Source organism: Amycolatopsis sp. DSM 110486, assembly GCF_019468465.1.
GTDB lineage: Bacteria > Actinomycetota > Actinomycetes > Mycobacteriales > Pseudonocardiaceae > Amycolatopsis.
In genome coordinates, this window is the sequence record NZ_CP080519.1 from 2,847,780 (window position 1) to 2,871,586 (window position 23,807).

Below are 23,807 nucleotides of genomic sequence, written 5' to 3' on the forward strand. Positions count from 1 at the left end.
ACGTTGTCTTTCCGGGCGGCGGCGCAGCAGCAGTTCTGCGGGCCGAGAGCTCGCACCGATGAGAACCCCGGCGTCGCGCCGGTCTGTACGCCTAAGGCCGACCGACGGAAGGATGGCGTCATGCGGAAACTGATCTACGGTATGAACCTGAGCCTGGACGGCTACATCGCCGCGGCCGGCGGCGACCTTGGCTGGAGCGGGCCGAGTGACGAGCTGTTCCAGTGGTGGCTCGAGCAGGAGCAGGCGATCGACCTGTTCCTGTACGGGCGCAGGCTGTGGGAGACGATGAGTTCCTACTGGCCGACAGGTGACCAACAGCCGGGCGCCACTCCGGCGGAGATCGCGTTCGCGCGGAACTGGCGGGACACGCCGAAGGTGCTGTTCTCCTCCACGACGATCGACAAGGTCGACTGGAACACCCGCATGGTGACTGGCGACGCGATCGCCGAGATCACCCGGCTCAAGGCCGAGGACGGCGGGCCGATGAGGGTCGGTGGTGCAACGCTGGCCGGGGCGGCCATGCGGGCTGGGCTGGTCGATGAGTACGAGATCGTCACCCATCCGGTCCTGGTGGGTGGCGGCACGCCGTTCTTCACCACGCTTGACAGCTGGGTGAACCTGAACCTGGTGGAGACACGCACGTTTCCCGGTGGGGTGGTCCTGACCAGGTACGAGAGGCGTTGAGCGCGATTCCGCTGCGCGGGTCAGAACTCATCCGCGAGATCACGGCATGATGCGCCATCACCGACCGAGCCGCCGTCGTCCTGTCAGCGTGTATCACCTGGACACGCATTCAGGAGACGCGCCCTAGCTGTCGTCGGAGATCAGGGCCTCCAGGGCCGGCAACGCGATCGTGAGGGCTTCGCGGTATTCCGGGCTCAGCTTGTCGAGGCGGCGGTTCAGCTCCTGCACGCGCGTGGACCGCACGCCGGACACGAGCCGCTCGCCCTCCTCCGTCGCGCGGGCGAGCCAGGCGCGGCGGTCGACGGGGTCGGATTCGCGCGTGACGTAGCCCGCCTCGACGAGGGTGGCGATTATGCGCGACATCGTGGCCGCCGCGACGCCCTCCTTCGCGGCGAGGTCACCGAGGCGCAGCTGACCGAAGTGAACGAGCGTGGCAAGGGCCGAGATCGCGCCGTGGCCGGGCCCGGGGACCCCCGCCTGCCGCAACGAGCGCGACAGCCGCCCCACGGCCAGGTACAACCTGCCCGAGACGTCCTGGACCGAGGATAGAGTCACGGCTGGCTCCTCCTACCGCTGTTGCCCGCCGCCTTTGCGCCGGAAAGGTGTCGTCCACCATAAGGCCTGACGGTGCACGTTCGGCGTTAAGCGCGGACGAAATCACCAACCGGGTCGGCAAACGCGGCCCACTTGCACCAGGCGGCTTACCCGCGTTTACCCCGCCAGGGCGAAACCAGCCGCACACGTCAGCGGGGCGGGCTCGACGCGTGCGCCCAGAAGCGCTGCGGTACCCGGCCCGCGTCGCGCGCCAGGCGGCCCGCCTCGACGCCCGCGCGCATCGCCGCGGCCATGCGTTCCGGGTCCTTGGCGCGCGTCACGGCGGTGGACAGCAGTACCGCGTCGCAGCCGAGTTCCATGGCGAGGCAGGCATCGGAAGCGGTGCCGATGCCCGCGTCGAGGATGACGGGGACCATGGCGCGCGCGACGATGAGCTCGATGTTGTGCGGGTTGCGGATGCCGAGGCCTGTGCCGATCGGGGCGCCCAGGGGCATCACGGCGGCGCAGCCCGCCTCCTCGAGCCGAAGTGCGAGCACGGGGTCGTCGTTGGTGTACGCGAGCACGGTGAAGCCGTCGGCCGCCAGTTGCTCCGCGGCGTCCAGGGTTTCGAACGGGTCGGGCAGCAGGGTGCGGTCGTCGGCGTGGACCTCGAGCTTGATGAGGTCCGTGTCGAGGGCCTCGCGGGCCAGCTGGGCGGTCAGCACGGCCTCCGCGGCGGTGCGGCAGCCGGCGGTGTTGGGCAGCAGCTTGATCCCGAGGCGCCGCACGAGGCCGAGCACACCGGTGCCGCCGTCGGCGTCGGCTTTGCGCATGGCGACCGTCGTCAGCTCGGTGCCCGACGCGACCAGCGCGCGTTCCAGCACCGACAGGTTCCCGGCACCACCGGTCCCGATGATCAGCCTCGACGACAGCTTGTGTTCGCCGATGACCAGAGCGTCGTCCATCGTCAGCCTCCCTGCACCGCGGTCAGCACGTCGATGTTCGCGCCCTTCGGCACCACCGACGCCTCCCACTCGCCCCGGCGCACGACCTCGCCGTTCACCGCGACGGCAACGCCCTGGCGGGCCACGTCGAGTGCGTCGAGCACCTCGGACACGGTGGCGCCGTCGGGGAACTCGCGCCAGCTCCCGTTGACCTTGATCTCCATCAGACTCGCTCCTTCTGCAGCAAACGGGCGGGCGCGGCCGCCCCGATCTCGTCCGGTGGGGCCTCGCCGGCCAGCCACGCGACCACGGCGTCTGCGGTCACAGGGGCCATCAGCAGACCGTTGCGGTGGTGCCCCGTCGCCGCGTACACGCCTTCGCCGAGCTCGCCGATGTACGGCAGCGCGTCGCGGCTTCCCGCGCGCAGCCCGGCCGCGGTCTCGACGAGCTCGTACTCCATGATGCCCGGCAGGATCCGTTCGCCGCCTTCCAGCAGCTCCCGCACGCCACGCGCGGTCACGGTCTCGTCGAAGCCCGCTTCGTACTGCGTCGCGCCGAGCACCAGCTCGCCGTCAGCGCGCGGCACGAGGTAGATCGGCCGGCCCTCGACCATCGCGCGCACCGTGTACGGCGGGGGCGGCAGGCAGCCCCGACGCGGCCGCAGTCGCAGGATCTCGCCTTTGAGCGGCCGCACGGCGTCGGCCAGCAGCGGGTGCAGCTTGCCTGTCCACGCGCCGGCAGCCAGCACAACGGGACCGGTCACATCGTCGAGCGAAGTCACCCGCGACGCCGAGAACTCGACACCCCGCTTCGCGCACGCGGAGAGCAGCGCCGTCAGCAGCTTCCGGTTGTCGACAGCCAGGTCACCCGGCACGTGCAGCCCGCTACGCACCGCGCCCAGGCCCGGCGCGAGCCGCCGCGCCGCCCGCCCGGTGAGCCGCTCGACGTCACGGCCCAGCGAGGCCAGGTACTCCGCGAGGATGTCGAGGTGCCCGGCGTCGGCGCTGTCGAACGCGACCACGATCGTGCCGTGCGAAGCCAGCCCGGGGTCCGTGCCCTCCGCCGCGAGGTCCCGCGCGAACGCGGGCCAGCGCCGCAGCGACTCCTCGCCAAGGCTGAGCACGTGCTCCTCGCCCGGCCACGCCTCCGTGACCGGCGCGAGCATGCCGCCCGCCAGCCAGGACGCACCGCGCGCGGGGGCCGGGTCGACCACCGTGACGCGATGGCCGCGGGCCGCCGCGCGCCAAGCCGCGGACAGGCCGATGACACCACCGCCGACGATGGTGAGGGTCTCACTCATGGAATCACGCTCCCTGCGCCGGCATGACCCGGATCAGGTTCCACGGTCGGAGCGGCAGCTCCCTCTCAGCCCGTGCCTCGGGCTCCCGTGCGGACCACCCCACCGTAGCGCGCGGGTAACGTCCCCGCCATGCCCGCCCTGACCGGATCACAGATCCGCACCCGCCTGGCCGATTCGCGGCTGTACTTGTGCACCGACGCCCGCTCGTCGCGCGGCGACCTCGCCGAGTTCATCGACGCGGCGCTGGCCGGCGGCGTCGACATCGTGCAGCTGCGGGACAAGACGAACGGCGCCCCGCTCGAGGCCGCGCAGGAGATCGCGGCGCTCGAGGTGCTCGCCGAAGCGTGCGCGCGCCACGGTGCGCTGCTGTCGGTCAACGACCGCGCCGACGTCGCCCTCGCCGTGGGCGCCGACGTGCTGCACCTGGGTCAGGACGACATCCCCGTGCCGCTCGCGCGCCGCGTCCTTGGCGACGACGTGGTGATCGGCCGCTCCACCCACTCGATCGAGCAGGCCACGGCGGCCGCCGCCGAGGACGGCGTGGACTACTTCTGCACCGGCCCGTGCTGGCCGACGCCGACCAAGCCCGGCCGGCACGCACCCGGCCTGGACCTGGTCCGGGCCACCGCGAAAACCGGTACCGACCGGCCGTGGTTCGCGATCGGCGGCATCGACACCGAGCGGCTGCCGGAGGTGCTGGCCGCCGGGGCGTCGCGGATCGTGGTGGTCCGCGCCATCATCGACGCCGAGGACCCGAAGGCGGCCGCGGAAACGCTGAAGTCCCAGCTCGCTTAGGGCGACGGCGTCCCCGACGGCGCACCCTTCGTCTGCGGCGCGCTCGGCGTGGTCGACGCCCCACCCGTGCTCGACGGCGGCGGCGTGTCACTCACCGAGCTCTGCGACGTCGGCGATTCGCTCGTGGACGTGCTCGACGACGAGGACGAGGGCGGCGGCGTGTTCGACTCGGTCTCGCTGGGCGGCGCGTTGTTCTCCGAGGTCGCGGGCGGGTTGTCGTCCTGCTTCTGCTGCTGGCTCGTGCCCGGGTTCCCGTGGTTGAAGACGCCGGATCCCACCTCGCCGTGCAAGGCCAGCTCCGCCCCCACCGCCACGGCGATCGCGATGGCCGTCGCGACCACGCTCGTGCCGATGATCAGCGGCCAGCGCAGCTTCCTCAGCTTGTCGGCGAACGATTCCGAAGGCTCGTCCGGCTGCGTCTGATCCGGCCCCGTGAGCTTCGAGATCCGCACCGTCGGCATCTCCGACGGGTCGAGCGGCATCAGCACGGTCGGCATCTGCGCCGGGTCGTCGACCGGCGAGAGGCCCGGCCTGCTGCCCCTGCGCTGCCCCGCCGTCACGAGCACCGCGCGCGCCCTCAGCGCGGCCTCGCGAGTGCGCTGCAGCGAACGCAGGTACAGCTCGGCGCCGACCGTGGTGATCACGCTCGCCACCCCGGCCCCCACGACGGTCCCCGCCACGCCCAGCGTCGAACCCAGCAACGCGGCCGTGACGGCGGCCAGTGCCGTCGCCACCACCTGTGCCGGGCGGAAGCTCTTCTTCTCGCCCTGCTCCGATGTCTTTTCCCGCTGCTGACTCATGATCCCGATCTACTAGTACCCGCGCGATTTCCCCTGTGGTGTTCAACGAGTAAGTCGCGCGAGGAACTCCCCGCGTTGCCCATCCGTGAGCGAGGACACGTTGACCGTCCACAGTGGATAGACTATGGCTCACACTTTCCTGACATACTCACCACATGCGATTGGTGACGATCTCCGAAATCGAGGCCGCGGCGAAGCGGGTAGCCGACCACGCCGTGCGCACTCCGCTGCTGCGCCAGCACTGGGCCGAAGGCGAGCTGTGGCTCAAACCCGAGAGCCTGCAACAGATCGGCGCGTTCAAGATCCGCGGCGCGTACAACGCGATCGCCTCACTCGACGACGCGCAGCGCGCACGCGGCGTCGTCTCGTACTCCAGCGGTAACCACGCGCAGGCGGTCGCCTACTCCGCGAACGCCTTCGGCATCCCCGCCGTGATCGTGGTGCCGGACGTGGCGCCGCGGCTCAAGGTCGAGGCCACCCGGAGCTGGGGCGCCGAGGTGATCGAGGTGCCGATCGCCGAGCAGGAGCCGGTCGCGTCGGCGCTGGCGAAGGAGCGCGGGCTCACTTACATCCCGCCGTTCGACCACCTCGACGTGATCGCCGGGCAGGGCACCGCGGGCCTGGAAATCGCCACCGACCTGCCGGACGTCGACACCGTGCTCGTGCCGGTGAGCGGCGGCGGGCTCGCCTCGGGTGTCGGCACGGCGATCAAGGCGCTGTGCCCCGGAGCGAAGGTCATCGCCGTCGAGCCCGAGCTGGCCGGCGACACCGCCGAGAGCCTGCGCGCCGGCCGCCGCATCGAGTGGCCGATGGAGCAGCGCGCCCGCACGATCGCCGACGGCCTGCGCGCCCAGCCGTCGGACCTGACGTTCGCGCACTTGCAGAGCGTGCTCGACGGCATCGTCACCGTGACCGAGGACGAGATCCGCGACGCCACGCGCGTGCTGGCCCGGCGGGCCCGGATCGTGGCCGAGCCCAGCGGGGCGACGGCCACCGCCGCGTTCCTGCACCACGCCGGCGAGCTGCCGGGCGGCAAGACGGTGTCGGTGATCTCCGGCGGCAACGTCGACCCGGAACTGCTGGCCGAACTGCTCGCGTAGGCGTCAGTCGCGCGCCGGGCCCGGGCGGACGTGGGTCGGCGGTCCGTCCACCCCGCACGAGAAGCACTCGCCGAGGTGAGGCGACTCGTCGTCCACGGTCCGCTTGGCCTCGGGCCCGGCCGCGCCACCGGAGGCGTCTCCGGAATCGTCCGGCGAACCGAGCACGCCGTTGTGAATCCCCAACGCGATGAGGCCTCCTGCGATCGCCAGGACGGCGCAGATGAGCAGTGCCATGCGCCAGCCGGCCGTCAGCGCGACGGGGTCGCGGTAGGCCGAACCGGTGAGTCCGGCCGCCGCGGGGAGCACCGCGACCGCAAGAAGACCACCCGTTCGGGCGATCGCGTTGTTCACTCCGGACGCGACACCGGCGAAGCGGTCGGGGGCTGCGGCGAGCACCGTCGCGGTCACCGGCGCCACCGTGCACGCCAGTCCGAGGCCGAACACGACCACCGCGGGGAAGACCGAACCGAGGTACGAGGACCCCGGTCCGACGCGGATCAGCAGCAGCATGCCGATGCCGATCACGATGGGTCCGACCACCAGCTGCAGGCGCGGGCCGATGCGCTGGGCCAGCGCGCCCGAGCGGCCCGAGAGCAGCAGCATGATGATCGTGATCGGCAGCCCGGCAAGGCCCGCGAGCGTCGGCGGGTAGTTCAGGGAGACCTGCAGCTGCAGGACCAGCAGCATCATCACGGCGCCGAGGGCGGCGTAGACCACGAACGTGAGCGCGTTGGACAGCGTGAACGTCCGGTCGCGGAAGAGGCTGGGCGGCACGAGCGGTTCGCGGGAGTGGTGCTGCAGCCAGAGGAACACGCCCAGCCCGGCGATGCCGGCGACCAGCGCGATCAGCACGATCGGGTCACCGATGCCGCGGCCAGGCGCTTCGACCAGCGCTCCGGTTATCCCCGCGAGCCCGATCGCGCCTGTCGCGGCGGCGGTGAAGTCCGGGTGGCCGGTGGCCGTCTCGTCGCGCGACTCGGGCACGAACTTGAGCGCCATCAGCACCACGACGATGGCCAGCGGCAGGTTGATCAGGAACGCCAGCCGCCAGGACCAGACCTGCACCAGCACGCCGCCGAGCAGCGGTCCGACCGCGGCGGCCAGACCACCCAGTCCGGACCACGCGCCGATCGCGCGCGCCCGGTCGTTGTGTCTGAACGACGACTGCAGGATCGCGAGTGAGCCGGGGGTGAGCAGCGCGCCGCCGATGCCCTGGATGATCCGGAAGATCACCAGTTCCGTGGTCGAGGTGGCGATCGCGCACAGCGCCGAGGCGATGCCGAACCAGACCACGCCGATCAGGTACATGCGGCGCCGGCCGTAGCGGTCGCCGAGGGAGCCCGCGACGAGGATCAACGCGGCGAGCGCCAGCATGTAGCCGTCGAGGATCCACTGCAGGCCGGCGACGGTGGCGCCGAGCTCCTCGCCGATCCGGGGCAGCGCGACATTGACGATCGTCCCGTCGAGCATGGCCATGCTCGAGCCGAGGATCGTCGTCCACAGCACCCCGCGGGCCAAGGGGGTGCCCCAGCGAATACCGCTGTCGGTTGTCGTCACCGTGCGATCACCGCGCACGCTCGAAGCTCATGCGCACACGGTGTCGCGACGCCGGTCCGGGCGCAACCACCCACGCCCGGCCCGGCGACTGCTCGCGGGCCCGCCGGCCCCGCTCACGGCAGCAGCGTCGTGACGAACTTGTAGCGGTCGCCGCGGTAGACCGAGCGCGCGAACTCCACCGGCTTGCCGTCGGTGGCGAACGAGTGCCGTGTCAGCATCATCACCGGCATGCCGACGTCCGCGCCGAGCATCTCGGCTTCCTCCGGACCGGCGAGCGACGTCTCGATCGTCTCCTCCGCGCGCTCGAGTTCGACGCCGTAGTGCTCACGAAGCACTGCGTAGAGCGACCCGCCGGCCGAAATGTGCTTGCGCAGCCCACGGAAGCGGCCCAGCGGCAGGTGCGTCGTCTCCAACGCCATCGGCTGGGCGTCCGCCAACCGGAGGCGGCGAAGGCGAAGAATTTTCGCACCTTGCCGGATCCCGAGCAGTTTCGCGAGTTCGCCCTCCACGGGCAACTCCTCGATTTCGAGGAGTTTCGACGACGGCTTCAGGCCCTGCTTGCGCATGTCCTCCGTGTACGAGGACAGCTGCAGCCGCTGCGCGAGCTTCGGCTCGGCCGCGAACGTGCCCTTCCCTTGAACGCGGTGCAAGCGCCCTTCGGCCGTCAGGTCCGCCAGCGCCTGCCGCACGGTGGTGCGCGACACGGTGAACTCGCCCGCCAGCGCCCGTTCCGTCGGGATCGGCGAGCCCGGCGGCAGAGCGTCGAGCAGATCCAGCAGGTGCTGTTTCAGCGCCCAGTACTTGGGTTCGCGCTGCCCGCGCACACCCGCCGTGGTCCCCGCCTCACTCGCGGGGGATGTCTCCAACATGACCGGCTCCCTCAGCTTTCCCTCACTATCGCCACTATCGCGCCACTTCCCCGTCAAGAAACGTACCCTTCACCACAAACGCTCCGCCCGGCTAGCATTGGTCTAGACCTGACCGCACGCCGCTCAGCACACCCGGGGCTCCGGTCCCGGCGGAGAGGAAAGTGATGACCCAACAACATCCCGGCGAGCACATGGCCGCGGAAATCTCGGAGCAGCCTGCCGTACTGGCCGGGCTGGTCGAGCGGCAGGGCGAAATAGCCGAAGTAGCTGAAAAGATTTCACAAAAGCCGCCCCGTTTCGCTTTGCTCGCCGCACGGGGTTCGAGTGACCACGCTGCTTTGTACGCCAAGTACCTGATCGAGGTACTCCTGGGGCTTCCCGCGGGTCTCGTGTCACCGTCCACCACGACGCTCTACGGCGCACGGCCAGACCTGAAGGACGTGCTCTTCGTCACCGTGAGCCAGAGCGGCGGCTCGCCCGACCTCATCGAGGTCACCGAAGCGGCCCGGCGCCAGGGTGCGCTCACGGTGTCGGTCACGAACACGCCGGACTCGCCGCTGCGCGCGGCGGCCGAGCTGGGCGTGGACATCGGCGCCGGTCTGGAGAAGGCGGTCGCCGCGACCAAGACGTACTCCGCGACGCTGCTCGCGCTGTACCTGTTCATCGACGCCGTGCGCGGCGGCAAGGCGGCCGACGCGCAGAAGCTCGGCGACCTCGCCCAGCAGACGCTCGACGGCGCGGCCGAAGGCGTGCAGCGCGCGGTGGACCGCTACCGCTTCGTGGACCGTGTACTCACCACCGGTCGCGGTTACTCGTACGCGACGGCGCTCGAGGGTTCGCTGAAGCTGGCGGAGACGAGCTACCTCGCCGCCCGCGCGTACAGCGGCGCGGACCTGCTCCACGGCCCGGTCGCGGCCGTCGACGGCGAGACCGCCGTGCTCGCGGTGACGAGCGCGGGCCACGGCGGCGAGGCGATGGGCGAGGTGCTCGAGGCCGTCGGCAAGCGCGGCGCCGACGTGCTGGCGGTCGGATCCGCGTCGGCCGACGTGCCGGCGGCACTGCGGATCCCCGTGGCGGAGACGGCCGAGGAGCTCGCGCCGATCCTGGAGATCCTGCCGATCCAGCGGATCGCGCTCGGGCTTTCGCTCGCGCGCGGCGGTGACCCGGACAGCCCGCGTGGGCTGCTGAAGGTGACCAAGACCCGGTGAGTCTCGTCGTGGGCGTGGACGCCGGTGGCACGTCGACGCGAGCGATCGCGGTCGACGCCGCCGGCGCCGTGCTCGGCTCGGCGACGGCCGGCGGTGCCAACCCCAACTCGCACCCGCCTGCGGAGGCGGCCGCGCGCATCGCCTCGGCGATCGAGCGGGCGCTGGGCGGGCGCACGGACGTGCGCGCCGCCGTGGTCGGACTGGCCGGGGTGAGCAAGCTGTCCGACCCCGCCGTCGCGGCGGTGTTCGCCGGGGCGTGGGCACGGATCGGTTTGGACGGTGCGGTTCGGACGGTGGCCGACGCCGAAGTCGCGTACGCGTCGGCGACGTCGGCCCCCGACGGCACCGTGCTCGTGGCGGGTACCGGCTCGATCGCCGGCCGCATCCGCGGACGGCGGATGACCGCCACCGCGGGCGGCTACGGCTGGCTGCTCGGCGACGAGGGCTCGGCGTTCTGGCTCGGGCGAGAGGCGGTGCGATCCACTTTGGAGGCGCTCGGCCGCGGGGCGGAGCTCACCGGGCTGCCGGGCGCCGTGCTCGCCGAGGCGTTCGGACCGTCTCCTGTGGACTCCCGGGACGACGTGGCCACTTCAGACAATCACGATTTCCCTAATTCGCTTGTCACGGAAGCGAATCGGTTGGCCACGGTGCGTGCGCTCATCATGAAGGTCAACGCCGAAGCGCCCGTCCGGCTCGCTCGGTTCGCGCCCCTCGTGAGCGCCGCGGCGGCCGCCGGAGAAGCCTCCGCAACGGAAATCGTGGCCAGGGCAGCCGATCTTCTGGTCGCCACGGCCCTCGCCACGCGCGACCCGGGCGAGAAAACTCCCGTGGTGCTCGTCGGCAGCGTCCTTACAGGAACCGGTCCGGTGGGACCGCTCGTGAAGGCCGGGCTGGCCGGGCTCGACGTGCTGACCAGCTCCGACGGAGTGCTCGGCGCCGCGTGGCTGGCCGCCGTCGACGCCTGGGGAGAGACCGCGGTGCGGCCTTCGGCAAGGTGAATACGACCAAAACCTGGTTCGAAGTGTCCAAACCGTCGACTCAACCCCTCCGGTCCGGGTACCGTAGGCATCGGCCCCCGGACCCTCCCCCCTCGCCGGGGGCCGCCTTATGTCCTGGGTCCGTCTTCCGGACCCGGTTCCGGCGTGAGCCGCAGGCCCGGGTGCCCGGCCGGCAACGCCTTGTACAGAACCCAGCCGCTCACTGCCACGGTCGCCGCGACCAGTGGCCACGAGAGCGCGGTGCGCGCGATGCCGAGAGCCACCACCTCCCCGGCCCACCACAGCAGGCCGTAGACCACCACGCGGATCAAGTACTGCAGCACCCACACCCAGCTCGCCCACGAATACGCGCGCAGTAGTGCGGGGTCACGGCGCCAGCGCGTCTTCTGTCCGATCAGGAGCCCCACGATCACACCCAGCAGCGGCCAGCGCACCACGATGCTGGCGGCGAAGAGCAGGGCGCTCGCGGCGTTGGAGAGCAGCTGCAGCAGGAAAAAGTCCTCCGCGCGGCCGGTGTGCAACGCGATGAGCGCGGCGATCACCACGGCCGCGAGGCTCACGACGACGGCGCGCGCCTTGTCGCCGCGGATCAGCCGGTAGGCGCCGAGGGCCACCGCGACCCCGATGGCGACGATCGCGCCCCACGAGATCGACTGCCCGGTGGCCAGCCAGCCGACCACGAAGGCCACCGGCGGGATGCTGGCGTCGATCGCCCCACGGCGGCCACCGAGGATCTGCGCGAGCGACTCGCGCGCAGGCGTCGTCTCGTCCGTCACATCCCCAGCCTGCCGGATACCGGGGTGGCAGGCCCGAAGCGGGAGACCTTCGCCACACAGCGTGTCCGTTCAGTGCTCGACTGAGCGGTTCATCACCCCGGATCGAGGTGAAATTCGCGTAATACGGGCGCGCGAGGAGACGAGAAGGTAAGAGACTGTGCCTTCCGGCTGAATCAGGGGTGGCAGCCGGGAAGGTACGGGGACGTCCGATTGTTAGTTGTGGTGTACAACTTAACGCGGGGTAGGCGCGGTCAGTCCGGGGAAGGGGATCCCAGCGTGTACGGAATCGACAGCTACGTGGCCATCGGTGACAGCTTCACCGAAGGCCTCAACGACGAGCTGCCCGACGGCTCGTTCCGGGGCTGGGCCGATCGGCTCGCCGAGATGCTCGCCGGGGGGCGGCCGGACTTCCAGTACGCCAACTTGTCGCTGCGCGGCAAAATGCTCGACGAGATCATGGACGAGCAGCTGCCGATCGCGCTCGAGATCAAGCCCGACCTGGTCACGCTGTGCGCGGGCGGCAACGACGTGATCGTGCCGGGCGCGGACGTCGACGCCATCGCGGCCCGCTTCGAGGCCGGCGTGGTGAAGCTGCGCGAGGCCGGCATCCCCGTCGTGATCTTCAACGGTCCCGACACCAAGGCGCTCTCGGTGATGAGCGTGCTGCGCGGCAAGATCGGCATCTACAACACGTATCTGTGGGCGATCGCGGCCCGCCACGGCGCGACGATGGTCGACCTCTGGACCATGGGGCCGCTGCACGACCGCCGCGCCTGGAGCGACGACCGCCTGCACTTCACGCCCGACGCGCACCGCCGCATCGCGCTGCTGACCGCCGAGGTGCTCGGCCTGCCCGTGATCGAGGACTGGCGCGAGCCGTACCCGCCGACCGCGGAGCCGGCCACGTGGATCACCTCGCGGCGCTCGGACCTCAACTGGACCAAGGCGCACCTGCTGCCGTGGATCCGCCGCCAGCTCAAGGGCGAGTCGATGGGTGACGGGCTGTCACCGAAGCGGCCGCAGCTCTCGCCGCTGGTGCAGGCCGAGGCCGCCGCGCTGGAGCTCGACGTGCGCGACTTCCAGGGCAACGCCACCGCGTCCTGACCACCGGCACAGTTCGGGCGAGCGCCACCCGAATGGCGCGCCCGACCAGGTCGCCAACGGGCCGTGACCGGCCTATGGTCCCTTTATGTCCGGTGCTCGCGGTTGGCTCCGCCTGATCCCCGTCGCGCTGCTGGTCACGGCAGTGCTCGCCGGGGTGGTCACGTGGGTGCGGGCTGACGGGATCGAAGGCGACCTCGCCGGACGATCACGCTCCGCGCTCGCCGCTGCCGGGATCCGGGGCGGCGACGTGTCGTTCTCGGGCCGGCAGGCGACGTTGTCGGGTTTCCCGGCGGACCAGGCCGGGCGTGCGCTGGGGATCGTGCAGGGCGTCGAAGGGGTCGAGTCCGCGGAGGTTTCCGGTGGGGCGGCCCCGAAGCCGCCGTCCGTGACACCCACACCGCCTTCGACGACGAGTCCGCCGCGCAGTAGCAGCAGCGCGCCGCCGAGCACGACTTCGTCCGCGCCGCCGACCGATCGCGCCGGGGTTCAGAAGGAACTGGACGCGCAGCTGGCGGACACGCCGATCGAGTTCAAGCCGAACACCGCGCAGCTCACACCGGCGGGGACGCAGGCGGCGCGCGCCGTCGCGAAGCTGCTGAAGGGCGCGCCCGACGACCTGCGCTACCGCATCACCGGGCACGTCGCCGCGGGTCCGGGCGGGCGCGCGGCGGCGGTCCGGCTTTCGCAGACCCGGGCGCGAGCGGTGATGCGGATGCTGACGGCCGGCGGAGTGCCGGCGAACCGGCTGCTCGTACGGGGAAGTGGCACGGCCGCGCCGGGCGAAGGTGGGGACCGGCGCGTCGAGATCACAGTCGAAGAGAGGTGATGGGGATGCTCTGGCTCTTCGGGCAGATTTGGCTGTGGCTGCTCATCGCGTTCCTGCTGGGGGCGCTGGTGATGTGGCTGATCATGCGGGCGGGACGGCCGAAGCGTTCTCGTGAGCCTGCCGCTTCGGCTGCGGGCGCGGGCTCGACGTCGGGTTCGTTGCCTGCCGTCCCGGAGCCGAGCGACGCCGAGCGGACCCAGTACATCCCGGTGCCGACCTACGACTACGACGAGCAACCCGAACGGGTCTACAACGACTACCCCGCGGTGGACCCGGACGAGCCGTACGCCCCGGACGAGCCCTCCGGTCACCGCATCGGGCGACTGCCGGACCCTGAACCGCACCTCTCGGGTGACCTGAACTGGCCGGCCGCCGAGGAGCCCGCGGACGAGTGGCCGCACAACGACGAGCCCCGCGAGTCCGCGCCGCGCCGACCTGGGCGAGGTGGCTGACACCCACCTGGTAAGTTCGGCTACGCACTGTGAGCAATGGTGTGAGCGGGAGCCGTGAGCCTCTCGTCGAGGTTCGCGAGGTCAGGAGGTCCGATGGCGCTCCCGCACTGGACGCCGCAGAACCTGCTGCCGCCGGGCCGTCACCAGGCCGATCTCGCCGACGTCTACGAGCGGCTCGTGTTCGACGCCCCGCACCAGAACGATCGCGAGATCCTGTTCAGCGCGCTCAACGCCTACCTCGGCGTCGCCCGTCAGGTGATCTCTTCGGGCCGCGCGTGGATCGGCGGCGCGTTCGTGACGCGCACGGGCCACCCGCCGCGCGGCCTCGACGTGGTGCTGCTGCCCGACGAGTGGGGCGCGCTCAAGCGGCTCGACGACGAGGGGCGAACGGCACTGTACGGCCTGCTCACGCTGCGCGGAGTCATCGTCGGGCAGCCCGCGATGTACCTCGAGCAGGTGCAGCCGGTGGGCGGGATGCTCGACGGGTTCCTGTGCCGTCCCGGCGACGAGGACGTGTGGGAGACCGTGTGGGCCGAAGGCGGCAAGGGGTTCCCGGAGATGGTCTGGTGAGGAACGAGTTCCGGCGCATCGCCGACGAGATCCCCGGCGGCACCTGGCTCGACGACCTCGCGCGCGCGTCGGCGATGGCGGCCAACGCGAAGTTCGAGCGCACGTCGCGCTCGCCGCTGCTGCACGTGTCGGTGATCGGCGAGACGCACATCGACGCGTACACGTTCTCCGACATCAGCCGCGCGCTGCAGGACGCGACGGCGAAGATCGGGCACATCATCCGCAACCCGTCCAACGAGGTCACCTTCGTCCAGCAGGCCGACCGCGACAAGGCGCCGCTGATCCAGAAGGGCCAGGCGGGCAACGCGATCTTCTTCGGCTTCCCGGAGCCGGCGCTCGACGACGCGCTGATCCACGACGGCATCGAGACGCTGTCCGAGCGCGCGGTCAAGGAGCTCTGCGATTTCCTGCCCGCCAACGGTTCCGACGACGGCGCGCTCGACGCGGTGCTGCTGCAGCGCGACACCGTGCGCAACGCGGTGAGCGACATCGTCAACGCGGTGAGCAAGCACGCCGGCATCGGCATGGCGCTCACGCCCACCGCGGGCGAGCACGTGACGCGCAGCGTGACGACCGAGCAGGCCCGGATCCTGCGCGACAGCCTGCGCGAGTCGCGCGAGGCCGTGGGCTACGAGACCGTCTCCGGCCGCCTCGACGGCGTCCGCACGCGGCGTCGGATCTTTTATCTGGAGCGCGAGTCCGGCGGCACGATCCAGGGCGCCGTCGCCGAGGACCTGCTCGACCAGATCAAGGAGAACCTCGACCGCCCGGTGACCGCCCGCCTGCGCGTGGTCCGGACGACGACCATCGACGGCCGCCGCGGCCGCCCGGTGCACGAACTGCTCGAGATCACGCCCGAAGTGAGCTTGTTCGACCACTGATTTCGCGCGGTTTGTTCATCAATCATGCCGATAATCGGTATACGCGGCGCATGCTCAATTGTGGGTTCCCTCGACCAACCAGGTCACTTGCTGGGGCACAGGATAGTAAATGACCGGTGTGTGTACGGCGAGGTGAATAGATGACGTTTTCTGCTACGTAACGATTTCGCCTTCCACTGGTCGGCGTGGGTTAACGTCGTCGCACTTCGACCCGGAAGGCCCCCACGCATGACCTCCCCCGACCCGCGGCACCCGCCCGCCCCCGCGCGCCACGGCCGCTCTTCCGGACGTGCTTCCGCGCCGCCTGGCACCGGTTCCGAAGACCGGGCCCGGGACGGTTCGCGTGGCGCCGCCGAGGGTCATGATTCTGCGGATTCTTCACGGCGGGACAGGGGATCTGCGGATTCCCGCACTGCCGCTTCACACGGTGGCGGATCCGGATCTTCCGGCGATGGTGCCCGCCGTCGTGGACCTTCGGATTCCGGCGCGTGGCGAGCCGAACCCGCCGCCTCCGCCCACCGCGGCGGCTCCTCGGACTCCGGCTCCTGGCGGGTGATCCCGCCCGATCCCCGGCTCGCGGCCGCACCCGGTGGCGTCCTGCCCACGCCGCCGAACCGCACTCCACCCAAGCCGAAGCCGAACGTGCTCGGCATCGTCGGCCTGGTTCTCGGCCTGGTCGCGATCGGAGCGGCGATCGCGGCGGACTACGGCTTCGTCGCGTGGCCGCTCGCGGGCGTCGGGCTGGTGCTGGGGATCGTCGGCACGGTCCAGTCCACGCGCGGCAAAGCGGCCGGCCGGGGCATCGCGGTGACGGCGGTGATCGTCGCGGTGATCGCGGCCCTGCTGTCGGCCACGATGGTGCTGTTCCCGTCGGTCTTCGGCACCAGCAGCGCCGGCGACCTCCACATCCCGCCGACCCCGGGCGACGAACACAACGTCGACTTCGTCGTCACCTCCGCCGGCGGCGCCACCGTCCGCTACGGCACGCTCAACGACCAGCGCACCGAGTCGGCCCCCGCGAGCACCGACCAGTGGCACGGCCACGGCTCCTTCAGCGGCGGCACCCCGATCCTCAGCCTGACCGCCGACACCGCCAACGCCAGCGTCGTGAACCAGATCTCCTGCACGATCCTGGTGGACGGCAAGACGGTGGCCGACAGCAGTGGTTCGACCATCGCGCTGTGCACGGCGAACGTGGGGTGAGATCGGGCCGGGTTTCGCTGGGGACGTCCGGTTCGATCGCTCGGCCCCGCGATGCTCGACTGCCCGCCCCCAGGTGCTCCCGTCGCCTCGGGGCCTGGCGGCCGGCCGGCCTACCCCCAAGTCGGCCGGCCAACCGCCGCCGAGCCGCTCCTGGCGGCTCTTCCGGACCCGCCGCACGCGACTGCGGACCCGCGGCGCCAGCTTCACAGCCTGCCCCTCCCCTAGGGCTCCGCCGACACCGCCTTCGACCCTACGCGGCCCACACCCTCGGACGCTAAGAAACCACTAAGTATGCCCAGCCAGGGTATCCCCGACCTGCGCAAACGCAGGTGAACGCTGTGCAAGAAACCTCTTGCGCAACCCTCGCGGGCCGATCTTCAACCGATCTCCACACGCCGACGGTCGGCGACTCCCAGCGCCCGGCAGACCTCCGGCCCCGACAGACAGCCCCCGCCCTCCCGAGGGGGGCGTCCCCAAGCCCATTCTATCGGCGGCCTCCGACAAAAACGCTGGCCAGGCCGCCAAGGGGGCGAGTTGTCCACAACTCCGAGATGGGTGTGGACAACTTCGGAGAGGGCCCAGGAGGCGACGTGCAGATGCGCCGCGGAAGTGGTGAATGCGTAGGTCATCGGCAGGTAGCCGAGTGATCAGCGAATCGGTCGAACCAGTCAAACCGCTCACTCCAGCTCAGCAGCCTCCGCCTGCACTTCCGGAACCTGAGCCGGATTCACCCGCCCGTACAGCACCGCCGCCAAGGCGTACTGCTCCCGAGCCAACCCCGCTGTCGCCGGCGAAGCGCGCAAGATCCGTGCCAGAGTCACCCGAAGGATCGCCTCGTGAAGGTCGAACCCGCGGGCGTGCGCGAGATCGATCCCCTCCCACGCATAACGCGACGCAGTAGCCGAGTCCCCCAAGCGTTGCGACAGGTCGGCCAGGTTGTTCAGCGAAACCACCGCGTAGCTGTCGTTCCCCAGCTCCCGGTCGATCGCCAGCGAAGCCAGCTCATGCACCACGGCGTCCTCGAAGCGGCCGGCGCGCTTCTCCGTCTCGGCGCAGTTGTTCAGCGCCTGCCCCCGCAGCTCGAGGTCGCCGGTGCGCTCGGTTTCGGCGATGGCCTCCAGCAGGCGGGAGATGCCTTCGTCGTGGCGGGACAGCAGGGACAGCACGCTGCCGAGGTGGATGTTGGCGACCGTGACGGAGCGTTTGTCACCGAGCTTCACAGCGAGGTCCAGGGCGCGTTCGGCGTCGGCGGGCCGGGCCTGGGGCAGCTCGAACGTCAGGGCGATGGCGCAGCGCGAGATGAGCATCCAGCACTGGCCAAGGGTCTCGCCGGAAGCCTCGGCGGCGGCCAGGCCCAGGTCGACGAGGCGGGTCCACTCGTCCAAGAGGGGCCAGACCACTCGGTAGGTGTGCGAAACCCGTGCGAGGCGCCAGACGTCGCCGTACAACGCGGCGGAATACGCGGCGTCCAGCACCACCAGGAGATTGGGCCACTCGGCCTCGAACCAGTCCTGGGCCTCGTCGAACGTGTTCAGCTCCGGGAGGGCGTCGGCGGGCAGCAGGTCCGTCAGGTCGAGCGGGTCGACTATGCGCAGCATTCGACGGCGGGCCGTGTCGGAGGCGGCCTGGTAGAAGTGCACGGCGCGGACCAGGACCGCTTCCGTCGAACCACTGTCCAGTTCGGACTCCGCGAGCTCCCTCAGGTAGAGCCGCACCAAATCGTGGGGTGCGAAGACGTCGCGGGCCGTCTCGGTCAGCAGGTTGTGCGCCGCCAGGGTGCGCAGGGCGCGGCGCGCGCGGTCGACGGGCATCGACGCCACCGCGGCCGCCAGGTGAGGGCCGACGCGGCGGACCGGCAGGACGCCCAGCTGCAGCAGGAGACGCGCCAGGTCCGAAGGGAGGCCGCGGAAGGAGACGTCGAACGCGGCACGCACGCCGCCGTCGGCGCCGTCGACCTCCAGAGCGGCGAGGCGGGTGCGTTCGTTGCCCAGCTCGTCGACGAGGTCCTGAGCGGTCCACTGTGGACTTGAGGACAACCGCGCGCCGGCGATGCGCAGGGCCAGCGGCAGGTAGCCGCACAAGCGCGCCAGGGCGTGGTTCAGGTCGAAATCCGCGGGCCCGGCCAGCTCTTCGATCAGGCGCACCGCGTCGTCGGGCGCCAAAGTGCCCAGAACACGCAGCCGCGCCGCGTTCGACACGGCCAGGCCTTCGAGCTTCGACCGGCTCGTCACCACGGTCATCGACCGCGAACCCGGCGGCAGCAACGGCCGCACCTGCTCGGCGGAGCGCGCGTCATCCAGCAGCACCAGCATGCGGCGGCCCGCGATGAGCGACCGGTACAGCGCGACGCGTTCGTGCAGCTGCTCTGGCACATCACCCGTCGCGACGCCCAGGCCGAGCAGGAACTGCGTGAGCAGCTCCGCGGGCTCCAGCGGCGCGTGCCGCGGGTCGAAACCGTGCAGGGAAGCGAACAACACGCCGTCCGGGAAGCGCGCTGCCGCGCGGTGGGCCCACCACACCACCAGCGCGCTCTTGCCGACGCCGGGCGTCCCGGACACCACCGCGACGGTGCTCTCGCCGGTCTGGGCGAGGCCGTCCAGCCACGCCAGCTCGGCGTCGCGGCCGGCGAGCGAAGGCACCGCGGCCGGCAGTTGTGAAGGCGCTTTCACGAGCGCGGAGGCTTCGGGGACGGCGACGTTCAGGTTGTCGTTGAGCACGCGCTCGTGCAGCCACCGCAGGTCGCCACCCGGTTCGACGCCGAGCGTGCGCAGCGTGGCGCGCGAGACCGTGCGGTAGAGCTCCAGCGCGTCGCCGCGGCGGCCGGCGTAGTAGAGCGCGCGCATGAGCTGCCCGGCCGTGCGCTCGGCCAGCGGGTCGGCGCGCACGAGCGGGCTGAGCTCCACGATCAGCTCGTTGTGGCGGCCCAGCTCCAGGTCGGCGTCCACGCGCGCGCCGTGGACCGCGAGGCGCAGGTCCTCAAGTTCGGGCGCCCGCACCGAATCGGGCACGCCGGACAGTGCGGGTCCCCGCCACAGAGCCAAAGCCGAGCCCAGCAGCGTCGACGCCTGCTCCGGCGGCTCCAGCACGGCGCTGTCCAGCAGGGCCCGGGCGTGGTGCACGTCGACGCGCGCCGGATCCACCGCGAGCTGGTAGCCGGGCGGGCTGGTGAGGATTTCCGCGACGGAGTCACCTCCCAGGTCGCGCAGCACGCGGCGCAGGTGCGAGACGTTGCCGTGCACGATCGTCCGCGCGGTGGCGGGCGGGTCGTGGCCCCACAGCGCGTCGATGATCTCCTCGAGCGGTACGACCTTGCCGACCTTCAACGCCAGCAGCGCGAGCAGGCCTTTCACACCGGGACCGCCGATGGAAACTGCACGTGCACCGTCGAGGAGTGTGACGGGGCCGAGCAGCTGCACGTGCGCGCCCGCGTTTTCGGCCATGCTCGCGCGCACCTCCCCGGTTGGTTCCGGCGTCTCCCCCGCCAGGAGGCACAACCTACCGTGGTGTTGAGCTGACAGACACAACTCTTTCGTGAACTCCACACGCCGGACACCCACGTGTCAGTCGCTGTTTCCTCGGCTGTGCGCACGGTTTTCCCGCCCGAGCAGCGGCCGTAGCCCGAATGTCGTAACGGACTTAGCCCCGGGCAAAACGAATCCGGCCCCGCACCATCAGTCCCGATCTGATGGTGCGGGGCCGGACTCGGTGACGTCGGCTGGGCCGCCAGGGGGCGCGGTCCACCCGACCTCAATGCTGCCCGGGCGGGACGGGTGGGCTCACCCCGAGCTAGGAACCCGGACTGCCACGGACAGCTCCTCCGCGACGGACCCACGAGGCCCGTGCGGAGTGGCGACAAAGTAACAGGGTGCACATTCACGGCTACGGGCGACCCGCCGCCGCGCGGAGGTAACCCTCGTCACCGGCGCACCGGGGTGGCGTCGCGGCCGGCGATGAACGACGGCCTCGGGCTGGCTGCCGCGAAAGGTTCCTGTAGCGCGTTCTCGACGCTGTTGAACACCAGGAAGATGTTCGAGCGCGGGTACGGCGTGATGTTGTTCGACGACCCGTGCATCACGTTGGAGTCGAACCACAACGCCGTGCCCGCCGTGCCGGTGAACTGGTCGATGCCGCACTCGGCCGCCATCTTCGTGATGTCGTCCTCGGCCGGCACACCGACGCGCTGGTCCTTGAGCGAGCTCTTGTAGTTGTCGTCCGGCGTCTCGCCCGCGCACTGCACGAATGTGCGCTGCGAGCCCGGCATGACCATGAGCCCGCCGTTGTACGGGTAGTTGTCCGTGAGCGCGATCGAGCAGCTGACGGCCCGCGGCGTCGGCATGCCGTCCTCGGCGTGCCACGTCTCGAAGTCCGAATGCCAGTAGAACCCCGTGCCCTTGAAGCCCGGCATGTAGTTCACGCGGCTCTGGTGGATGTAGACGTCCGAGCCCAGCATCTGCCGGGCCCGGTCGAGGACCCGCGGGTCGCGCACGAGCTCCGCGATCAGGTCCGAGATCACGTGGACGTCGAAGATGGACCGGACCTCGCCGGTCCTCGACTCGGTGATCACCCGCTCGTCGGCCCGCAGCTCCTGATCGGAGGACAGCCGCACGAGCTCCTGCCAGTACGTCTGGACCTCACCGGGCGAGAGCAGGCCTTCGTCGACGGTGTAGCCCTTGGCCTCGTGGTTGGCCAGGGTCGCGGCGTCGATGGGACCGTCTGCCTCGGTACCCCACACCGTGGGGTGCACGCGCGGAAGTTGCTCCGGCGTACCGGCGATCCGGGTCGGGTACCCGTCTTCGACCCGGGTGTCCGTCAGCGTCACAGTTGCTCTCCTCCTGGTTCTCGCGTTCGTTCGGCGTGGTGGTCGCGGCAGCAGCCGGGAAGGCTCAGGCGGTTTCTTCGACGATGAGCGGGTACACGCCGTTCTCGTCGTGCACCTCGCGGCCGGTGACCGGCGGGTTGAACACGCACACGCACTTGATCTCGGTCTTGGGCCGGACCTGGTGCTTGTCGTGGTCGTTGAGCACGTAGATGGTGCCGGGCGCCAGCGGGAAGACCTCGCCGGTCGCCTTGTTCTCCACCTCGCCCTCGCCGGAGGTGATGAACACGGCCTCGATGTGGTTGGCGTACCAGAAGTCGTTCACCGTGCCCGCGTACAGCGTGGTCTCGTGCACCGAGAAGCCCAGACCCTCCTTGGCGAGGATGATGCGCTTGCTGCGCCAGTTGGGCGTCTTGATGTCGGCGTCGGTGTCGGTGACTTCGTTGAGCGTGCGGACCAGCAAAGGTCGCTCCTTACCTGTTGTTCGGGATTACTTGAGGACGGCGGCGATGGAGTCGTTGATGATCGACAGGCCCTGCGTGAGCTCGTCGTCGGTCAGCGTCAGCGGCGGCAGGAGCTTCATGACCTCACCGTCGGGCCCGGACGTCTCCATCAGCAGGCCGCGCTCGAACGCTTCCTTGCACACCGCGCCGGCCAGGTCGCCGTTCGCGAACTCGATGCCGCGCGCGAGGCCGCGGCCCTTCGCCACCAGGTTGGCGTCCGGGTAGGCCTCCACGATGTCCTTGAAGGCGGCGGCGATGCGCTCACCCTTGGCCTTCGTGGACTTCTCGAGCTCGTCGTCGCTCCAGTAGAGGTTGATCGCCTCGGTGGCGGTCACGAACGCGGGGCTGACGCCGCGGAACGTGCCGTTGTGCTCGCCGGGCTCCCAGACGTCGAGCTCCGGCTTGATGAGCGTGAGCGCCATCGGGAGGCCGTAGCCGCCGATGGACTTCGACAGGCAGACGATGTCGGGCTTGATGCCCGCGTCCTCGAAGCTGAAGAACGGGCCGGTGCGGCCGCAGCCCATCTGCACGTCGTCGAGGATCAGCAGGATGTCGTGGCTCTCGCACAGGTCCGAGAGGCCCTTGAGCCAGGCGAGGCGCGCGGCGTTGATGCCGCCCTCGCCCTGCACGCCCTCCACGATCACGGCGGCGGGCTCGTTCAGGCCGCTGCCGGAGTCTTCGAGCAGCTTCTCGAAGTAGAGGAAGTCGGGGATCGTGCCGTCGAAGTAGCGGTCGTACGGCATCGGGGTGGCGTGCACGAGCGGGACGCCGGCGCCGCCGCGCTTCATCGAGTTGCCCGTGACCGACAGCGCACCGAGCGTCATGCCGTGGAACGCGTTGGTGAAGTTGATGACCGACTCCTTGCCGGTCACCTTGCGCGCGAGCTTCAGCGCGGCTTCCACCGCGTTGGCGCCACCGGGACCGGGGAAGACGATCTTGTAGTCCAGCTCGCGCGGCGCGAGGATCTTCTGCTGGAACGCCTCCAGGAAATCGCGCTTGGCCACGGTGTACATGTCGAGCGCGTGGGTCACGCCGTCGCGCTGGATGTAGTCGATCAGCGCGGCCTTGAGCTTCGGGTTGTTGTGGCCGTAGTTGAGTGCGCCGGCACCCGCGAAGAAATCGAGGTAGGCCTTGCCGTCCTCGTCGTACAGCCAGCTGCCCTGCGCGCGGTCGAAGACGACCGGCCACCCCCTGCTGTAACTTCGGACTTCTGATTCGAGCTCTTCGAAGATGCTCATGACGTTTCTTTGCTCCTACTCGACCCGAAATTCACGGCTTATTGACGGATCAACGGCCCGATGCGGTAAAGGTTTTCGGGCTCGTGCCCACCTTCGCCATCTTCCGGGAAATCTTCGGCTTCGAACAGCCTGCTGCTCTTCAGCGTGGCGTTCCACCGCTTCGCGAACGACGCGAAGAGACGGATCGAAGCCTCGTTGTCAGGGGTGATCGTGGTTTCGAGGAAACGCACCCCGTCGTCGACCAGGCGGGCGTACAAGGCGTCGAGCAACTGCCCGGCCAGGCCTTTCCCGCGCTGCGAAGAGTCGACCGCGACCTGCCACACGAGCGCGACGTCGGGCTCGGACGGCCTCCGGTAGGCGATGACAAAACCCACCGCCTCCGCCTCGACTCGGGCGACCACCGAACTCTCCGCGAAATCGCGACACCACAGCAGGTATGCATACGGAGAGTTGAGATCAAGCTTCTGCGAATCGCGCGCGATTCGCCAGAGGGCGGCGCCATCGGCCTTGGTCGGGGGTTCGATCAAGTGCTTTCCGGACATACTCAGGAAACGTAACAGAGAATTTTCACGCCGCCAGCGACGCGCGCCACGCCCACCCTGCTCACCTGCGGGGACGTGAAATGTTCGGTGAGGAGCCCCACAAACAC

Annotated in this window: 24 protein-coding genes and 1 riboswitch; of the genes, 11 read left to right on the top strand and 13 right to left on the bottom strand. The window is 70.3% G+C overall.

Annotated elements, in window-relative coordinates; genetic code table 11:
- The first annotated feature begins 120 nt into the window (after positions 1–120).
- Positions 121–684, top strand: a complete 564-nt coding sequence (locus K1T34_RS13905) for a dihydrofolate reductase family protein (RefSeq protein ID WP_220244678.1) — start codon at positions 121–123, stop codon at positions 682–684.
- Between the two features lie 123 nt (positions 685–807).
- On the opposite strand, the gene K1T34_RS13910 is transcribed toward K1T34_RS13905, so the two are convergent.
- From K1T34_RS13910 to thiO, 4 genes are all read right to left on the bottom strand, one after another.
- Positions 808–1,239 carry a MarR family winged helix-turn-helix transcriptional regulator gene (locus tag K1T34_RS13910; RefSeq protein ID WP_220244679.1) on the bottom strand — a complete coding sequence of 144 codons (432 nt, stop codon included), beginning with the start codon at positions 1,237–1,239 and terminating at the stop codon, positions 808–810.
- Between the two features lie 188 nt (positions 1,240–1,427).
- Positions 1,428–2,183: a thiazole synthase gene (locus K1T34_RS13915; RefSeq protein ID WP_220244680.1), complete on the bottom strand. Its 756-nt coding sequence runs from the start codon at positions 2,181–2,183 to the stop codon at positions 1,428–1,430.
- 2 nt (positions 2,184–2,185) lie between these two features.
- The gene (gene thiS / locus K1T34_RS13920; protein WP_220244681.1) at positions 2,186–2,386 is read right to left on the bottom strand and encodes a sulfur carrier protein ThiS; all 201 of its coding nucleotides are present in this window, start codon (positions 2,384–2,386) and stop codon (positions 2,186–2,188) included.
- Positions 2,386–3,462, bottom strand: a complete 1,077-nt coding sequence (thiO, locus tag K1T34_RS13925; protein ID WP_220244682.1) for a glycine oxidase ThiO — start codon at positions 3,460–3,462, stop codon at positions 2,386–2,388. The genes thiS and thiO overlap by 1 nt, the downstream gene beginning before the upstream one ends.
- Positions 3,456–3,561, bottom strand: a riboswitch (TPP riboswitch). It overlaps the preceding gene by 7 nt.
- A gap of 30 nt (positions 3,562–3,591) precedes the next feature.
- On the opposite strand from thiO, the gene thiE reads away from it, so the two are divergent.
- On the top strand, positions 3,592–4,257 hold the full coding sequence (thiE, locus tag K1T34_RS13930; RefSeq protein WP_220244683.1) for a thiamine phosphate synthase: 666 nt from the start codon (positions 3,592–3,594) through the stop codon (positions 4,255–4,257).
- Here the strand turns inward: thiE and K1T34_RS13935 are convergent.
- Positions 4,254–5,057: a hypothetical protein gene (locus tag K1T34_RS13935; protein ID WP_220244684.1), complete on the bottom strand. Its 804-nt coding sequence runs from the start codon at positions 5,055–5,057 to the stop codon at positions 4,254–4,256. The two genes, thiE and K1T34_RS13935, sit on opposite strands and share 4 nt — an antisense overlap.
- Positions 5,058–5,212: 155 nt before the next feature.
- Between K1T34_RS13935 and K1T34_RS13940 the strand changes: the two genes are divergently transcribed.
- The gene (locus K1T34_RS13940; RefSeq protein WP_220244685.1) at positions 5,213–6,157 is read left to right on the top strand and encodes a threonine/serine dehydratase; all 945 of its coding nucleotides are present in this window, start codon (positions 5,213–5,215) and stop codon (positions 6,155–6,157) included.
- Between the two features lie 3 nt (positions 6,158–6,160).
- On the opposite strand, the gene K1T34_RS13945 is transcribed toward K1T34_RS13940, so the two are convergent.
- Together K1T34_RS13945 and K1T34_RS13950 are read right to left on the bottom strand one after the other, a co-directional pair.
- The gene (locus K1T34_RS13945) at positions 6,161–7,633 is read right to left on the bottom strand and encodes an MFS transporter (protein WP_370643823.1); all 1,473 of its coding nucleotides are present in this window, start codon (positions 7,631–7,633) and stop codon (positions 6,161–6,163) included.
- A gap of 194 nt (positions 7,634–7,827) precedes the next feature.
- Positions 7,828–8,583, bottom strand: a complete 756-nt coding sequence (locus K1T34_RS13950) for a GntR family transcriptional regulator (protein WP_220244686.1) — start codon at positions 8,581–8,583, stop codon at positions 7,828–7,830.
- 164 nt (positions 8,584–8,747) lie between these two features.
- On the opposite strand from K1T34_RS13950, the gene K1T34_RS13955 reads away from it, so the two are divergent.
- Positions 8,748–9,791 carry an SIS domain-containing protein gene (locus tag K1T34_RS13955; protein WP_220244687.1) on the top strand — a complete coding sequence of 348 codons (1,044 nt, stop codon included), beginning with the start codon at positions 8,748–8,750 and terminating at the stop codon, positions 9,789–9,791.
- Positions 9,788–10,789, top strand: a complete 1,002-nt coding sequence (locus K1T34_RS13960; RefSeq protein ID WP_220244688.1) for an N-acetylglucosamine kinase — start codon at positions 9,788–9,790, stop codon at positions 10,787–10,789. The genes K1T34_RS13955 and K1T34_RS13960 overlap by 4 nt, the downstream gene beginning before the upstream one ends.
- A gap of 107 nt (positions 10,790–10,896) precedes the next feature.
- Here the strand turns inward: K1T34_RS13960 and K1T34_RS13965 are convergent, their stop codons facing one another.
- On the bottom strand, positions 10,897–11,565 hold the full coding sequence (locus K1T34_RS13965) for a DUF3159 domain-containing protein (protein WP_220244689.1): 669 nt from the start codon (positions 11,563–11,565) through the stop codon (positions 10,897–10,899).
- A 276-nt stretch (positions 11,566–11,841) separates the two neighbouring features.
- Between K1T34_RS13965 and K1T34_RS13970 the strand changes: the two genes are divergently transcribed.
- The 6 genes from K1T34_RS13970 to K1T34_RS13995 all read left to right on the top strand — a co-directional run bounded on the left by K1T34_RS13970 (position 11,842) and on the right by K1T34_RS13995 (position 16,601).
- Positions 11,842–12,669, top strand: a complete 828-nt coding sequence (locus K1T34_RS13970; RefSeq protein WP_220244690.1) for an SGNH/GDSL hydrolase family protein — start codon at positions 11,842–11,844, stop codon at positions 12,667–12,669.
- 85 nt (positions 12,670–12,754) lie between these two features.
- The gene (locus tag K1T34_RS13975) at positions 12,755–13,495 is read left to right on the top strand and encodes an OmpA family protein (protein WP_255638502.1); all 741 of its coding nucleotides are present in this window, start codon (positions 12,755–12,757) and stop codon (positions 13,493–13,495) included.
- A gap of 5 nt (positions 13,496–13,500) precedes the next feature.
- Positions 13,501–13,947 (top strand): LapA family protein, encoded by a 447-nt coding sequence (locus K1T34_RS13980; protein WP_220244691.1) that lies wholly within the window; start codon positions 13,501–13,503, stop codon positions 13,945–13,947.
- Positions 13,948–14,040: 93 nt separating this feature from the next.
- Complete coding sequence (locus K1T34_RS13985; RefSeq protein WP_220244692.1) at positions 14,041–14,517, top strand: hypothetical protein; 477 nt, start codon at positions 14,041–14,043, stop codon at positions 14,515–14,517.
- Positions 14,514–15,398 carry a hypothetical protein gene (locus K1T34_RS13990; RefSeq protein WP_220244693.1) on the top strand — a complete coding sequence of 295 codons (885 nt, stop codon included), beginning with the start codon at positions 14,514–14,516 and terminating at the stop codon, positions 15,396–15,398. Before K1T34_RS13985 ends, K1T34_RS13990 begins: the two co-directional genes overlap by 4 nt.
- A gap of 552 nt (positions 15,399–15,950) precedes the next feature.
- Positions 15,951–16,601 (top strand): DUF4190 domain-containing protein, encoded by a 651-nt coding sequence (locus tag K1T34_RS13995; protein ID WP_220244694.1) that lies wholly within the window; start codon positions 15,951–15,953, stop codon positions 16,599–16,601.
- A gap of 677 nt (positions 16,602–17,278) precedes the next feature.
- On the opposite strand, the gene K1T34_RS14000 is transcribed toward K1T34_RS13995, so the two are convergent.
- The 5 genes from K1T34_RS14000 to ectA all read right to left on the bottom strand — a co-directional run bounded on the left by K1T34_RS14000 (position 17,279) and on the right by ectA (position 23,700).
- The gene (locus tag K1T34_RS14000; RefSeq protein ID WP_220244695.1) at positions 17,279–20,041 is read right to left on the bottom strand and encodes an AfsR/SARP family transcriptional regulator; all 2,763 of its coding nucleotides are present in this window, start codon (positions 20,039–20,041) and stop codon (positions 17,279–17,281) included.
- Positions 20,042–20,517: 476 nt separating this feature from the next.
- The gene (gene thpD / locus K1T34_RS14005; protein ID WP_220244696.1) at positions 20,518–21,420 is read right to left on the bottom strand and encodes an ectoine hydroxylase; all 903 of its coding nucleotides are present in this window, start codon (positions 21,418–21,420) and stop codon (positions 20,518–20,520) included.
- Between the two features lie 64 nt (positions 21,421–21,484).
- Entirely contained in the window at positions 21,485–21,880 is a 396-nt protein-coding gene (locus K1T34_RS14010; RefSeq protein ID WP_220244697.1) for an ectoine synthase, read from the bottom strand.
- A gap of 27 nt (positions 21,881–21,907) precedes the next feature.
- Positions 21,908–23,158, bottom strand: a complete 1,251-nt coding sequence (gene ectB, locus K1T34_RS14015) for a diaminobutyrate--2-oxoglutarate transaminase (protein ID WP_220244698.1) — start codon at positions 23,156–23,158, stop codon at positions 21,908–21,910.
- 38 nt (positions 23,159–23,196) lie between these two features.
- Complete coding sequence (ectA, locus tag K1T34_RS14020) at positions 23,197–23,700, bottom strand: diaminobutyrate acetyltransferase (RefSeq protein ID WP_220244699.1); 504 nt, start codon at positions 23,698–23,700, stop codon at positions 23,197–23,199.
- Positions 23,701–23,807: the final 107 nt, after the last annotated feature.

What these genes read in the sequence shown, in the direction of transcription:
- K1T34_RS13955 (WP_220244687.1), top strand. Translation starts at nt 8,748, where the DNA reads ATGACCCAACAACATCCCGGCGAGCACATGGCCGCGGAAATCTCGGAG.
- K1T34_RS13950 (WP_220244686.1), bottom strand. Translation starts at nt 8,583, where the DNA reads ATGTTGGAGACATCCCCCGCGAGTGAGGCGGGGACCACGGCGGGTGTG.
- K1T34_RS13935 (WP_220244684.1), bottom strand. Translation starts at nt 5,057, where the DNA reads ATGAGTCAGCAGCGGGAAAAGACATCGGAGCAGGGCGAGAAGAAGAGC.
- K1T34_RS13945 (WP_370643823.1), bottom strand. Translation starts at nt 7,633, where the DNA reads ATGGCCATGCTCGACGGGACGATCGTCAATGTCGCGCTGCCCCGGATC.
- K1T34_RS14000 (WP_220244695.1), bottom strand. Translation starts at nt 20,041, where the DNA reads ATGGCCGAAAACGCGGGCGCGCACGTGCAGCTGCTCGGCCCCGTCACA.
- ectA (WP_220244699.1), bottom strand. Translation starts at nt 23,700, where the DNA reads ATGTCCGGAAAGCACTTGATCGAACCCCCGACCAAGGCCGATGGCGCC.
- ectB (WP_220244698.1), bottom strand. Translation starts at nt 23,158, where the DNA reads ATGAGCATCTTCGAAGAGCTCGAATCAGAAGTCCGAAGTTACAGCAGG.
- thiO (WP_220244682.1), bottom strand. Translation starts at nt 3,462, where the DNA reads ATGAGTGAGACCCTCACCATCGTCGGCGGTGGTGTCATCGGCCTGTCC.
- K1T34_RS13915 (WP_220244680.1), bottom strand. Translation starts at nt 2,183, where the DNA reads ATGGACGACGCTCTGGTCATCGGCGAACACAAGCTGTCGTCGAGGCTG.
- K1T34_RS13985 (WP_220244692.1), top strand. Translation starts at nt 14,041, where the DNA reads ATGGCGCTCCCGCACTGGACGCCGCAGAACCTGCTGCCGCCGGGCCGT.
- K1T34_RS13905 (WP_220244678.1), top strand. Translation starts at nt 121, where the DNA reads ATGCGGAAACTGATCTACGGTATGAACCTGAGCCTGGACGGCTACATC.
- K1T34_RS13975 (WP_255638502.1), top strand. Translation starts at nt 12,755, where the DNA reads ATGTCCGGTGCTCGCGGTTGGCTCCGCCTGATCCCCGTCGCGCTGCTG.
- K1T34_RS13980 (WP_220244691.1), top strand. Translation starts at nt 13,501, where the DNA reads ATGCTCTGGCTCTTCGGGCAGATTTGGCTGTGGCTGCTCATCGCGTTC.
- K1T34_RS13940 (WP_220244685.1), top strand. Translation starts at nt 5,213, where the DNA reads ATGCGATTGGTGACGATCTCCGAAATCGAGGCCGCGGCGAAGCGGGTA.
- thiE (WP_220244683.1), top strand. Translation starts at nt 3,592, where the DNA reads ATGCCCGCCCTGACCGGATCACAGATCCGCACCCGCCTGGCCGATTCG.
- thiS (WP_220244681.1), bottom strand. Translation starts at nt 2,386, where the DNA reads ATGGAGATCAAGGTCAACGGGAGCTGGCGCGAGTTCCCCGACGGCGCC.